The 13,648-nt window shown below is 57.6% G+C and carries 11 protein-coding genes; 5 read left to right on the top strand and 6 right to left on the bottom strand.

Annotated features, from left to right (window positions below; translation table 11 throughout):
- The first annotated feature begins 2 nt into the window (after positions 1-2).
- The gene (locus tag VJ369_RS13370; protein ID WP_324092565.1) at positions 3-374 is read left to right on the top strand and encodes a universal stress protein; all 372 of its coding nucleotides are present in this window, start codon (positions 3-5) and stop codon (positions 372-374) included.
- 536 nt (positions 375-910) lie between these two features.
- On the opposite strand, the gene VJ369_RS13365 is transcribed toward VJ369_RS13370, so the two are convergent.
- From VJ369_RS13365 to VJ369_RS13355, 3 genes are all read right to left on the bottom strand, one after another.
- Positions 911-2,119, bottom strand: a complete 1,209-nt coding sequence (locus VJ369_RS13365; protein WP_324092564.1) for an acyl-CoA dehydrogenase family protein — start codon at positions 2,117-2,119, stop codon at positions 911-913.
- Positions 2,120-2,214: 95 nt separating this feature from the next.
- A complete protein-coding gene (locus VJ369_RS13360) occupies positions 2,215-3,564 on the bottom strand; it encodes an MFS transporter (RefSeq protein WP_324092563.1) in 1,350 nt (449 codons plus the stop codon).
- Between the two features lie 405 nt (positions 3,565-3,969).
- Positions 3,970-4,776 (bottom strand): oxepin-CoA hydrolase, alternative type, encoded by an 807-nt coding sequence (locus VJ369_RS13355; RefSeq protein WP_324092562.1) that lies wholly within the window; start codon positions 4,774-4,776, stop codon positions 3,970-3,972.
- A gap of 172 nt (positions 4,777-4,948) precedes the next feature.
- Here VJ369_RS13355 and VJ369_RS13350 point away from each other — a divergent pair, with 172 nt between their 5' ends.
- Genes VJ369_RS13350 through VJ369_RS13340 form a run of 3 tightly spaced genes read left to right on the top strand, consistent with a single transcriptional unit; the run spans position 4,949 to position 6,885 of the window.
- Positions 4,949-5,602, top strand: coding sequence for a histidine phosphatase family protein (locus VJ369_RS13350; protein ID WP_324092561.1), 654 nt, complete (start codon positions 4,949-4,951; stop codon positions 5,600-5,602).
- 51 nt (positions 5,603-5,653) lie between these two features.
- Positions 5,654-6,412 carry a 3-oxoacyl-ACP reductase FabG gene (gene fabG, locus VJ369_RS13345; protein ID WP_324092560.1) on the top strand — a complete coding sequence of 253 codons (759 nt, stop codon included), beginning with the start codon at positions 5,654-5,656 and terminating at the stop codon, positions 6,410-6,412.
- Positions 6,409-6,885 (top strand): MaoC family dehydratase, encoded by a 477-nt coding sequence (locus tag VJ369_RS13340; RefSeq protein ID WP_324092559.1) that lies wholly within the window; start codon positions 6,409-6,411, stop codon positions 6,883-6,885. Before fabG ends, VJ369_RS13340 begins: the two co-directional genes overlap by 4 nt.
- 67 nt (positions 6,886-6,952) lie before the next feature.
- Here the strand turns inward: VJ369_RS13340 and VJ369_RS13335 are convergent, their stop codons facing one another.
- The gene (locus tag VJ369_RS13335; protein WP_324092558.1) at positions 6,953-9,736 is read right to left on the bottom strand and encodes a helix-turn-helix transcriptional regulator; all 2,784 of its coding nucleotides are present in this window, start codon (positions 9,734-9,736) and stop codon (positions 6,953-6,955) included.
- Positions 9,737-10,027: 291 nt separating this feature from the next.
- Between VJ369_RS13335 and VJ369_RS13330 the strand changes: the two genes are divergently transcribed.
- Positions 10,028-11,230, top strand: coding sequence for an acetyl-CoA C-acyltransferase (locus VJ369_RS13330; RefSeq protein WP_324092557.1), 1,203 nt, complete (start codon positions 10,028-10,030; stop codon positions 11,228-11,230).
- 162 nt (positions 11,231-11,392) lie between these two features.
- Here the strand turns inward: VJ369_RS13330 and VJ369_RS13325 are convergent, their stop codons facing one another.
- Both VJ369_RS13325 and VJ369_RS13320 read right to left on the bottom strand, forming a co-directional pair.
- Entirely contained in the window at positions 11,393-12,610 is a 1,218-nt protein-coding gene (locus VJ369_RS13325) for a cytochrome P450 (RefSeq protein WP_324092556.1), read from the bottom strand.
- Positions 12,611-12,624: 14 nt separating this feature from the next.
- Entirely contained in the window at positions 12,625-13,641 is a 1,017-nt protein-coding gene (locus VJ369_RS13320) for a PDR/VanB family oxidoreductase (protein WP_324092555.1), read from the bottom strand.
- Between the last annotated feature and the right edge of the window lie 7 nt (positions 13,642-13,648).

Raw genomic sequence — 13,648 nt, 5'->3', positions numbered from 1 at the left:
ACATGGCTATCTTGGCTTGTTATAGCAACACGGACTCGGGTCGCGCGGCAATACGGCGGGGTTTAGCCGAGGCCCATAAGTCCCACGACTCCCTGCTCGTGGTCAACCTCGAAAAGGAGCCAGTTACCGAGGAGCAGCTGGGAATCGACGTGAACACGCTCATGGATTTCGGGGTGCCGGTGCGCATCCTGGCGCACCCGGCAACGGTTCACGACGCCGCCGACGCCGTGCTTCAAGCCGAACAGGAACACGAAGTTTCGATGATCGTCTTGGGGCTGCGTAAACGCTCACGAGTGGGCAAACTACTGATGGGAAGCATCGCTCAGCGCATCTTGATTGAGGCTGACTGTCCGGTGCTGGCGGTCAAGAGCTAAGTGAAGCGAACCATCTAGTGCCGCACAATGGGGGCTTCGAGAGATGACAAATCTTCTCTCGAAGCCCCCATTGCCAATTTCCGATAATTCAACGGCGTCTGCGTTGCGTCGGATGAAAACCTCCGGGCAATAGACCCTCATCGTGCTGTCTTCCTCGCCGCAGGATGGAGCACCACATGCTGGTGAGCAGTCGCAGGCTTCTAGCGGATCTTGGCCCCTTTGCGAGTTTTGAGCAGCAACTTCCGTTGCGGGAGAAGTTGCTTCATGCGGATCCGATCCAGCTCCCAAATATTATGAGGAAGATCCGGCTCTTCGACACTGCCGTACCGCTGATATCCCACCAGCTAACGCACCCTTGGCCAGTTCTTCTGCCCGTTTCTTCTCATGCCGCATTCGGCTGATTCGTTGACATGCTAGTAAACCTCTCACGCAGCCAAGGCAACGAGTCGTGGCTCATAACGTGAATCCGGAAGTCCGGGTTCCCGCTACGGGCCTGTCACTGGCTCGGACACCGAACGGAAGCGTCTGAACAGTAATTATTTGTTTGACTGTTTCCGGGTGAAAGCCGAAATTCCGGTAATATCTCGTCCAACAATGAGTGCCTGCATCGAATCGGTGCCTTCATAGGTGGACACCACTTCCATATCCGTCAGATGCCGTGCCACATGGTTTTCCAAGAGCAATCCATTGCCTGCCATCATGTCACGGGCTTCGCGGCACATCATCAGTGCCTTGCGTGAGGTGGTCATCTTGATCATTGAAGCCATTGCGGCGGTTAATTCGTCGCGTTCCTGCAGTTGCGCCATGCGAGTACACATCAACTGCATGCTCGTTAGCTCCGAGAGCATGGTGGAGAGTTTTTCCTGAACCAACTGATAGCTGGCAATTGGCGCACCGAACTGCTCACGCTGCAGGGCATAACGTGTAGCCATTTCAAAGGCCGCCATGCCGTGCCCTACTGCTTCCCACGAAGCTCCGCCTCGGGTCGCCTTTAACACGCGGTTCACTCCGGCGAAGGATTCGCAGTGCTCCAGCTGGTTCTCTGCAGGTACGCGGAGATTTTCAATGAGAATATCGGCTTGCAAGATAGCTCGCTTGGCGATCTTTCCGGCTATGGGCGTGGGACGGTAACCGTCAGGGTACTGACCGTCTTCTGCTCGTTCCACGATGAATGCCTTGACGTTTCCATCTGCTTCGTCGCGTGCGTAAAGCACTATCACGTCGGCTTCATGCCCGTTGCCGATCCAGCGTTTGTGGCCATTGAGAACCCAAACGTCTCCCTCTCGACGAGCAGATGTTTCCAGTGAGACTGAATCCGAGCCGTGGTTTGGTTCGGTCAGTGCGAAAGCTCCAGTTTTTTCTAGACGCGCCATAGCTGGCAGCCACCGTTGGCGTTGCTCTTCATTACCGAGCATGTAGATGGATCCCATGCACAAATTTGAGTGCACCCCCAAGAATGTATTGACTGACCCATCAATACGTCCCATTTCACGAGCGACAATTCCCGCAGCATGACGGGTGAATCCGGGACAGCCATAGCCCTGGATGAAGGTGCCAACGATTCCAAGATCACGCAACCCGGGAATGAGTTCATGGGGGAAATCTGCTCGTTCCCAATAATCATTGATGATCGGTTCAATGCGCTGCAATCCGAAAGAACGCACACGATCTCTGAGTGCTAGATCAGTATCACTGAGCTCTGCATCCAGTAAAAGGTAATCCGGGTAATCAAGAAAATCTGTCATGAATCATCGTTCCTGTCGGGAAGGGTGCGCCGACGGTTGAGTGCCTTGGCGCTAGGGAGTATGCGCAATGCTCTGGGAGCGTTGAACGAAGGTATTTAACCGCGCAGTGCGTTTTCTGCCTCAAATTTTTTGGTGAGCAATAGCAGCCGTTCGCGTTCTCTGGCGGGGTCCAGAAGCAGACCGCCGATAACACCAAAGATGCAAATCAAGATGCCCACTATGAAGAAGCCGTTGGCGTACCCCTCCGTAGGGGTGGAGGCCAGCTCAACAATAATTCCCAGTCCTAGGGGCGCGATCATTCCAGCCAGGCTATACACGGCAATGATGCAACCGAAGAAAGCTGTGCGTTGACGCGCTGGCAAGAAATCCGAAGCTCCCGCAAACCCGACGGTAAATGCCACCGAGTTGATCGAGAAAGCGGCCACCACCATCACTAGCTGGAGCGGTCCGGGGGGAAGCTCGGCAAAGAGCATCATGCACACTCCGGAGAACAGCAAGAAGCCTGCGGTCAAAAAGGACCTTGCCACCCGGGAAGAATAGCCTCTCTTCAACAGACGTCCAGAAATTACACCCGCCGAGATGAGGATGATAATTGCCACCGCGTAAGGAATCGGGACAAGCAAGCCCACCGTTTCGCTGCTGTATCCAAGTCCCTCGTGGAGGAACGCGGGAAGCCACGTTACCTTCAACGAGCTAATGAGATAACCGGAGAAGGACAAGGCGGCCAGCCCCCAGAAGCTGCGGGACATCAGCAGGCGACTGAATGGAACGTTGATATCGGCGTTGCTGTCATAAACGTCTTGTTTTGCGTGCGCCATGGTTTTTGGCTTGAAGAACGGCAGTTTGTCGGCATAAGCCATCCAGACAATGAGCCAGAGAATGCTGATAGCCGACAAGAGGATGAATGAGGCGTGCCAGTCCCAAGTCAAAATAACCCAGGTAAGCGCCGGGGCGGCAAGCAAGGGGCCAACGGATGAACCGGAGTTAACGATAGCGCCGGCAAGAGCACGCTTCTCCGGCGGAAAACGTTCATGCAAGATCGACTGGACCAAGGCGTGCGCCGGGCTTTCGAAGAATCCCAAGAGGATGCGGCTTGTCAACAGAACACCAAAAGTCGTCGGTACCGTAATCGGCAGCATGCTCATGATCCAGGTGAGCATCAAGATGCCCGCCGCCCAGTTATAAGAAATTCGTTTAAGTACTGCTGTTAGTACCACCGCGCCAACGGCGAAGAGCCAAAAGAATGCGCTGGACAGCATGCCATACTGTGCCGCGTTCAAATTCATGCTCTCGCGAATCTGTTCGCTGGCAAGTCCCACGGCAGCTTTATCTGCGAAGTTCATGGTGAAGAAGATCAGCAGCAGTACTACCAGACCCCAGCTCTTGCTGTTTGTGGGCGTCTTGGCCACTTTCGTGTTACCGGTTAGCATCGCAGGTACTGACAAGGGATACACCTCTTCACTGTTCTTGGTTCATCGTCGCTTCGTAAGTTGCACGTCTTCTTAAAGGTCCTGACGGTAACGCGAAAATTCAGATCAATACCGAGAACAAAATGAGCCAGATCATGTAACGCACACCACATTAGCAACGAGGGCACCCGCAGCGAATCGCCCCAGTCCCTCCAATCGCAGCTAAGAACATACCCAAAGATGTGAGCCTTGACACGTTGGGTTTATTAGATTATACGTTCCCCGGCAAATCATGGGACCAAGCGATTTCGCTTGTTAACTAGCGGAAATCCAGCGCTGAACCATGATTTGCGGAGACTTTGCACTTCCAACGATGACCTAATTTCATGAGCTTGCATCGATTGCGCCGGTTGAAGTACCGATCACGGTGATACGTCGGCGTTAGCGCCGCAAACTTCTAAAGTCAGGCCGGCGGCGCTCCCTCACCGCCGCGACCCCTTCCGATGACTCGGTATCCACCAAGCTTGCGACCATCGCGTGGGCCTCGGCTTCCAGCTGCTGTTCAAAGCTGTTCGCGATAGCGCTTTGGCACAACTCCAGAATCCTCGCGGTCGCTCGCTGGGGACCGAGAGCCAGCTGTTTCCCCAGTGCCACAGCGGCCCGCTGCGCATCCCCCGGTTCGGTAAGTACGTTCACCACCCCCAGTCCATACAGGCGTTTTGCCTCGATGCGTTGCCCCAGCAGACATAGTTCGGTAAACAACTGACGTGGCAGGCACTGGGCGAGAGAAGCTGTCAGGCCACCATCTGGACTCAGCCCCGCCTTGATATAGGCGGCGCTGAAAAACGCGGTGTTGCTTGATACCAGTAGATCACCGGCGAGCGCTAAGGACATCCCCGCGCCGGCGGCGCCACCTTCCACCGCCATGATCACGGGTTTGGGGCATGACTTAATTTCGCGAATCAGCTCATGCAGCAATTCAAGCCGGGACCTTCGAACCATCGCAGTGGCCTGGCCGATCAGCTCCAACTGCTTCAAATTACCGCCGGAAGAAAAGAACCCGCCAGCGCCGGTGAGCACAATGGCGCCAATGCTCTTGCTGGCTCCGGCAGCTTTGATGCTTAGGGCAGCCTGGCGAAAAAATTCTGGTCCCACTGAATTGCGGGTGGCGATCGAGTTAATGCTCAAGACAAGCACGTCGCCTATGGTTTCGGTCAGTAACACGTCGGGTTCGGTTGGGCTATTCATCAGGGCTCCTCAGCATGATGGCGTTTTCCTTAGCAAGAAGGAACTTTGCGCACCAATCTATCGCTCGGCGCCCGCGCAGTGATCCACCCAAGGCGTAGGGTATTCCCCCTAGTTCGGTCCACAGCCCCGCTAAGGGTACTCATTGGCCAGTTTTGCCGATAGCGTCCTGAATGTGAGCGTCCTATATTTAGTCCGTCACGGACAAGCATCCTTCGGTTCCCAGAACTATGACCTGCTTTCTGAGCGCGGTCACCAGCAGTCACGAGCACTCGGCGTTCAGCTGCGCGCTCTGGGTATCAGCCCCTCACGGGTGCTGACCGGGAATATGGTTCGCCAACAGCAAACCCTGCAGGAGATTATCGGTGCTGCCGGGTGGGATCTGCCGGTGACTACCGATACCGGGTGGGATGAGTTCAGTGCTACCAACCTCATTGAGGCGTATCCCGAGCAGGATCCACAAGCTAAGACCGACAGCCGGGCTTTCCAGCGGATCCTCGAAAAGTCTTCAACACGCTGGGCTTCGGGAGCACACGATGAAGACTATGCGGAAACTTTCACGGATTTCACCACACGTGTTGGGACCGCCTTAACGACTGCCCTGACGAGTTTAGGATCCGGGCAGAGCGCCGTCGTGGTCTCCAGCTCAGGGGCGATCGCGTGGACCGCGGCGCAACTTATCAAGGGCGGCTTTGACCAGTGGCTCGCTTTGAACCGCGTCACGGTCAATTCGGGAGTCAGCAAGATCGTTTCAGGTTCGTCCGGAACCACCTTGGTCAGTTTCAACGATCACGGGCATCTACCGAGCACTTGGGTTACCTACCGCTAAAAACACTTTTTACACACTAATCCTGCCGGCAGGCAGAAGGAAGGTCTGATCATGATTGATGCAGAACGTACGGCAATTATTACCGGCGCAGGACGTGGCATCGGAGCTGAAGTGGCTCGCCGGCTGGCCGCCGATGGGATGAACGTCGCTATCATCGACCTGGATGAAAAAGGCATTAAAAACATCACCGCAGAACTCAGCGATCAGGGACACAAGGTGTTGGGCATCAAGGCGGACGTGTCTGATGAAAAATCGGTCTCTACGGCGGTGGAAGAGGTTGCAGCGCAGTTGGGCGCCCCTACCGTGCTGGTAAATAACGCAGGAATTATTCGAGACAATCTGCTCTTCAAAATGCAGGTCAGCGATTGGGATCTCGTCATGAATGTCCACTTACGTGGCTCATTTTTGATGTCCCGGGCAACGCAGAAGTACATGGTGGAAGCCAAATGGGGTCGAATCATCAACCTCTCCAGCACTTCGGCCCTGGGAAACCGCGGCCAGGCTAATTACTCGGCGGCTAAGGCCGGCTTACAGGGTTTCACCAAGACCTTGGCATTGGAGCTTGGCCCCTTCGGTGTCACCGCCAACGCGATTGCCCCCGGATTCATTGAAACGGAGATGACGGTGGCAACCGCCGAGCGTATGGGGATGAGCTTTGAGGACTTTACCGCGGCACGCGCGGCAGAGATTCCGGTACGCCGTTCGGGGAAGCCAACGGACATTTCCAACGCCGTCTCATTTTTCGCCAATGATGAGGCTGGTTTCGTCTCCGGTCAGGTGCTCTATGTGGCCGGTGGCCCGAAGGCATGAAAATCTTTGAAAGCATCGACGAGTTTGAGCAAGCTGTCGGCCAAGAACTAGGTGTGACCGATTGGCGGACCATCACCCAGGACGACATTAACTCCTTCGCTGAGGTGACTAATGACCATCAATGGATCCATACCGACCCCGCAAGGGCCGCTGCTGGTCCCTACGGTGCGACCTTGGTGCATGGCTACTTGACGTTGTCCTTGGTTTCGGGGTTCAAATTCGAAGCCTATGAGGTCAACGGGGTGGCAATGGGTGTGAATTACGGGTCAAACAAGGTCCGCTACCCAGCACCGGTGCTGGTTAATTCGCGGGTGCGCGGCCGGGTGAAGCTGTTGTCCCTGGATCGTGCCGAGCACTGGGCGCAGTCGGTAGTTCAGATTACCGTCGAACAAGAGTTAGGCGGCGAGATGAAAAAACCAGGTTGTGTGGCCGAGGTAGTTTCACGTCTTTACTACCCCGGCGAGAACAAATAGATCCTTGAGCGATTGTCCGTGGCCCGTGGCGGTTCTCCCTGCTTCCAACGGGCCACGGCTTCGCTGACTAGGACATTTGAAGATCGCCGCGCTCATAAGCCACGATCAGTTCAACGCGCGACGGGTACCCGCTCTTGCGGTAGAGCTTGGTCAGATAAGCCTCAATGGTTTTGTTGCTGTAGCTGAGTATTTCCGCCAACTGCTTATTGCTCAGCCCCTCGGCCAGCATGGTGACCAGCTGGCGTTCCACCGCGGTCAGCGTCCCAATCTCCGCGCGGCGGCTGCTGGTTCGCGCTATGAGAATTCCGTGATCCCGGGCGGCTGCTTCAACGCGTTTGAGCCATAAGGCCGCTTCCATGTTGTTGAACTTCTTCCACGCCGAGCTCAAGTTTTCCTGCACCTCACGCCCTGCCAAAGCCAGCGCGTACTGCCCTTGCGCCGCCAGGAATTCATCACCCTGTGTCTTGGCCCTGTTCACCAATATTTCTGCTTCATCAAGCTCCAGCCGGCATAGCGCACCGGACACGCTTGCCAAGCCTAGATCTCGTGGCATCTTGGTGTGCTGTGCATGTGCGGATAATTCTTCAGCTAGTTTCCGGGCTTGGCCTTTCATGGAACTGGCCAGATAGGCTTCGATCAGACTTGCGCTGGCCAACGAGATCACCTCATTCCAACCATGCTTCTGCGCATGCTCCAGCTGCTGTTCCAGCACTGGGATCGCTTGCTGTGTGCGTGCCATCGCCACGTCAAGTCCGGCTGCCGCACTCTGCCAGAGGGCAAACTCGCTCGTTCCCACAACGTGAGATTTATTGCGTTCGAGCACTTCTTGCGCCCGGGCAAATTCAGCTCGGCCCAGCAGGATCTGGACTTCCACCGTCCGCAGACGGGCCAGGTTGCTGCGAAGTCCAGAGAATTCCAGGTGCACCGCTTCCTGGGCAATGGTGTGCATTGCCTGGGTCCACTGGCCCTGCTGAAACAGGGCGAGACAGCGGGCCAACCCCGCCTGTCCACCAATATCTTCGAATCCCGCCAACAAGGAAGGCTTCTGGGAAAGCTTCAACAAGCGGATGCTGTTCGCGGTGTCTGATGCTAGCGCGGCGTTATGGGCCGCCGATTCAAAGGCGCTGGTCCTAGCCCCGCTGGGTAATTCCAAATCGTTGTGTCCTAGTTCTTCCAAAGAACTAACCGCAGTTCCAAGCTTGTCAAACGTTCCAACGCTGCATTCGGCCTGCCCCAGATAGGTGTAAGCGATCACTTGATCCGCAGGTGGGCAACTTGAAACCTGCTCCCACGCTTGGGCCATCAGTGACCGGGCTTGTTCATTCTCCCCGAGCCGGGCAAGCATTGCGGCCCGCTGCGCCAGATAGGCTGCCGGGTTCAGCACATGCGGTAACTGCTGGACAAGTAAATCATCGGCCTGCCGCAGTTTCCCCATCGAATTAAAACAATTCACCATGGTCGCCACCGTGCGGTCCAGGCTCCGCCCCGGCTGCAGAACATCTAGTGCCCGCTGCCCGGCAATGATGGCTTGGGTGGGCCGAGACCCTTTCCAGTAGGCAATGGACTGGCGGCTGAGCGCTTCACCGATCTGCTGGCTTCCCGGGGGAATCAACGCCAGAGAACGCTCATACCAACGCGCGGCTGACAGTGGCGAGGTCCGAAGCACCTGGTCCGCGGTGCGCAAGGCGGTGCTGATCGCGGTGGCATCGCCACGTGCCGCGCCCTCAACCAGATGCCGGTCCCGTTCCAGTTGCGTCATGCGCAGCCGGGGTGCGCCCACCGAGGTGTGCTGTGCAATGGCGGCGTGGATGGTGCGCCGATTCGCCGGCCCGATCCCCTCATAGAGCAGTTCGCCAATGAGCGGGTGGCTGAATTCGTACCATCCTCCGGTGGTCTCGCTGAGCGCACCGGTTCCCACCAACGCATCAAAGGAACTGGCCACCCGGCGCGAGGAAAACCCGGTGAGCTGTGCCAGCAGCGGCAAGTAGTCCAGGTCCACGCGGCCACAGACAGCAATGTGCCGGGCGACCTCTAATTCGGTATCGGTGCTGGAAAAAACTCTGCGTAATAACGCCTCCCGACGTGAAAACATGGGAGGAGAGTCATCAACCAGATACGCCGTGGACTGCTCAATGCGTACCGCTCCGGCACCTTGTAACGCTCGAAGTGTCTCCTGCACCAGCAATGCGTTGCCCCGGGTGCGTTCGGCAAGATACCCGCACAACCGGGCTTCCGGCTGGGCTCCAAGAATCGTGGCGGCCAGGGCCGCTAAGCTTTCGCCCGCGGCAGGGTGAAGCTCCAGCACCGTGCCTTCATGCTCGCTGACCAAATGGCCTATGGTGGCGTGCAAGGCCTGGCCGGTACTCCACGGGGAGGTGCGGGAGGCGAAGACCAGCATGAGCTTGCGTCCCACAAGATGCCGTGCTGCCAGCGTCAACGCCACCAGACTGTCTTCGTCTGAAAGGTGCGCATCGTCAATGACTAACAGCACCGGTGCCGCAAAACTCAAAGAACGCACCAAACGTGTGAAAAGCGTCAGGGGCGGACTGCGCAATTGCGTGGAAGTCACCTCGTCGGTGCTGGTCATGGCCAGGTCGTCCAGCGCAAGCTGCAGTTGTTCACTGATCCCGCGGACGTCTGCGGGTAATTCTGAGTTTTCAACTGTCGCTGCCACGTTGCGCAAGGTCGCATAGGCGATGTCCTGGTCGTAATCGTGAGCAGCTGCGTACATGGTTCGCCATCCGGCGTGGTCTGCGCGCGCAATCAGTGAGCGCAGCAACCGCGTTTTGCCGATGCCGCCTTCGCCGTGAATGAGAAATGTTGTTCCCGTGCCGGTCCCGACATGATCCATGGCGGCATCCAGGCATGCCCGTATTTCACCATGAATATCCATGCCAGCAGTCTATCTCCCAACCCGGACCGGCGTGCGGTGCAGGTCACATAGCTGGCAGTCCCGGCAAAAGAGGCAGGACCCGCGGTCAGCGGTGCACACACCCCTAGGGCCGTGTGCTCAAAAGTCTAGGAAGATCCCCATAGCGGCACGGTACTGCGCTCTGACAAGCTGATACACAAGGGCTCGCGGAAGATTACAAGACGAGCAAACTCAACATTTTCACTTCTTTCCCCAGCCAAAGGAATCAGTATGCGTCAAGCAGCGATTGTTTCGACAGCTCGCACCCCGATAGGAAAGGCCTATCGCGGTGCCTTCAACAACACCTCTGCACAAGAGCTGGCTGGCCATGCCATTTCCGCGGCAATTGAGCGAGCTGGCATAGCCCCGGAGACGGTGGAAGACGTAATCCTCGGGTGCGCCGTGCAGCAAGGCACTACCGGATCAAATATTGGCCGGCAGGGTGCGTTGCGCGCCGGGCTGCCTACCAGCGTGCCGGGACAGAGCATGGACCGGCAGTGCTCCTCTGGACTTATGGCAGTGGCCACCGCGGCTAAGCAAATCCTCGTTGATGGCATGCAAGTAGTCATCGGCGGCGGGGTGGAGTCCATTTCACTGGTTCAGAACGAACATCTGAACAACTACCGGCGCCAGGATCCGTGGATTGAAAAGCACCGTCCGGGGACCTACCTGCCGATGCTCCGCACTGCAGAGCTCGTCGCTGAACGCTACGGGGTCAGCCGCGAACGCCAAGACCAGATGGGGGCGGCCTCCCAGCAGCGTGCGCTCCATGCGCAAGAGCACGGAATATTCGCTCAAGAGATCGCTCCGATCCAGGTCACCACGCTGAAAACCAACAAGGAAACCGGTGAAGTCAGCGAGTTCGTGCAGCTGCTGAGCCATGATGAGGGAATACGTCCGGGAACGACTGAAGAATCATTAGCCGGACTTCGCACGGTGCTAAAACCCGGCGAGTTCACCGCGCAGCCCACGGTGACCGCGGGCAACGCCTCGCAACTCTCCGACGGCGCTTCGGCTCAGGTTCTGATGGACAGCGGATATGCCGCGTCATTAGGTTTAACCCCGCTGGGTTTTTACAAGGGCATGACGGTGACCGGCTGCGAACCAGATGAAATGGGTATCGGTCCGGTCACCGCAATCCCCAAATTGCTGCGTCTGCACGGCCTGAGAATCGAAGATATCGGAATTTGGGAACTCAATGAGGCATTCGGCGCGCAGGCGGTCTATTGCAGGGACTTCCTTGGCATCGATCCGGAGAAAATGAATGTGAATGGCGGAGCCATTGCCCTGGGCCATCCCTACGGAATGACCGGTTCGCGCGCGTTGGGCAGTGCGCTTTTGGAAGGCCAACGACGTGATGAGCAGTTCGTGGTGATTTCAATGTGTGTCGGTGGCGGAATGGGCGCTGCCGGCCTCTTCGAGGTCGCGCGTTAACGGACCACCAAAGTACTTTCACGAAACCTGGCCGGTCGGCTCATTCCCGTGTGGAGATGAGCCGACCGGCTTTGCCGTGTGCCAGCTGGTTACCGGCCCCGGCAGCACCGAAGCGTTCCTCACTGGAAAATCCAGCGAGGAACGCTTCGGTGGCAGAACTCTTTAGCTAAGGGTCAAACGCAGCGGCACCGCACCCCACCCGCGCAAGGCGTTGTTGTGGTTGTACTCAACTTCTCCGGACAGCTCAATGCGTTCCACGCGTTCTATCAACTTCTCCAGCAGGCAGGCTGCCTGAAGGCGCGCTGCGTGCTGGCCCACGCATTGGTGGATTCCCATGCCGAAGGCCAGGTGCCCTGACGGATCACGGCTCAGATCAAATTTGTCCGGGTTCTCCCAGCGGCGCGGATCCCGGTTCGCTGCCCCGTAGCTGAGCAGCACGCGGGTTCCCTCGGGAATCACATGGGAGCCGATACGCACATCGGTCCCCGCCTTGCGGAACAGGTACTGCACCGGGGCAATCCAACGCAGCGACTCATCAAAGGCAACGCGGGCCAAGCCCGGATTCTCTTTCAAGGCAGCCCACTGGTCGGGGTTGGTAGCTAGTGCATAAAGCAATCCGGTAATTCCATACACCGTGGTGTCCACTCCCGCACTGAGCAGGGAACGGGTCAGCAATGGAGCGAATTCGTGGGTGATATCCCCGCGGTCGGCGGCGGCCCAGATATCTGCCCCGAACCCCTCGGGCTTCAACGCATCACGTTGGCATTTATCATTAGCCCACTGGCCCAGTTCTTCGGCCCGGCACTCGCCTTTTTTATACAACTCGTTGCGCGGTCCTCCCGCGTTGAAGATATGGTCCGCATAGGGAACCAGGTTTTCGCGCCCTTCTTCGGAAATGCCCGAGGCATCAGGGAAGAAGTTCACCGGCATCACCGAGGCAATATCATGGTACGCGTCAAGTTCCACCTGGCCCCCGCCGGCTACGCCTTCGAGCAGCGGAGAAATCACCGAATCCGCACGCTCCAGGCAGGATTCGCGCAGCGCCCGCAAGGCTCGCGAGGAGAGTATCTCTTGCAGCACCTCGCGCGGGGCATCATGTTCTGGCGGATCCATCTGCAGCAGGCCGCGGGCGCGCCAAGGTTCGTGCATGCCCACACCGGAGCCGGAAATCATTTCCTGCCAGTTCTCCAGCGTGCTCGTGAGTTCCGCAAAGCGTCCAATGGCGTACACCCCGTATTGCGGCAGGTAGGCGACGGGGCCGGCTTCACGCAGCCGCTGCTGGAAAGGCAACGGATCTTCAAGGTTCTCAAAGGAGAACGGATCGTCCTCAAGTTTCGGAGCGCTGGTGTGGTGCGCCGGGCAATTTGAAATAGTCGACATGGTTTTCCCTTACCTTAAAGATCCAATACGAGACGGTCGGAGACCGCACGCGAAACGCAGACAAACATTCGGTCGTTTTTTGCCCGTTCGCCGTCGTTGAGCAACGAGTCCCGGTGTTCTGGCGTGCCGCGCAGCACGCCCACCTCACAGGTTCCGCAGACCCCTTCCATGCACGAGGCAAGCACCGGAATGCCAGCATCCGAAAGGGCGGCGAGCACCGTCTCATCCGGCTTCACTGTGACCGTTTTCCTGGACACCTCAAGCTCAAGTTCAAATGGCTCGGTGCGCACCGGGGCTTCCAAGGTTGCGGCCACGAAACGTTCAAACCGTACCGCCCAGTCCGGCCAGTTCGCAGCGGCGCCCTTGACCGCGTTGAGCAGCGGCTCCGGTCCGCAGCAGTACACCCGCCCGCCCTGCGGCATGGTTTCCAAGAAGCTCAAGTTCAGGTGGCCCATTTCATCCTGCGGCCAAATGGTGACTTTGTCTGCAAAGGCTTCAAGCTCTTCAAGGAAGGCCATGGAATCACGGTTACGTCCGCCGTAATGCAAATGCCAGTCGATCCCCAATTTTTCAGCTGCGGCAATCATTGCCATGATTGGCGTGATCCCAATTCCTCCGGCAATGAACTCAAACCGTTCGGCTTGGGAAAGTAGAAAATTATTACGTGGGGTGCCAACGGTAATCAGATCCCCTTCGGCGAGCACCTCATGGATGTAGCGTGAACCTCCACGGGAATTAGGTTCGTTGAGCACCGCTACTTCGTAGGCATTCGGCTCCCAGCGGTCCCCGCACAGCGAGTAGTGCCGGGAGAGCGATTCCCCCTCTGATACCGGCAGCACCAACTCGATGTGTGCGCCGGGGCCCCAGTCCGGAACACGCGCCCCGTGAGGATCTTCGAGACGCAAGCGAACCACGCCTTCGGCGAGCAATTCCTTGCGGGCCACGCGTAGCGACCGAACGCCAGGGCGGCTTCGATTGGGCTGGGCGGCCGCCGATTCATCGGTCTGGTTCGAGGCAACATTAGTAGGCATGACTAGA

Source organism: Glutamicibacter sp., from assembly GCF_035257265.1.
Classification (GTDB): domain Bacteria; phylum Actinomycetota; class Actinomycetes; order Actinomycetales; family Micrococcaceae; genus Glutamicibacter.
The sequence above is the reverse complement of the archived record's forward strand: the minus strand, read 5'-3'. Positions and strand labels throughout refer to the sequence as shown.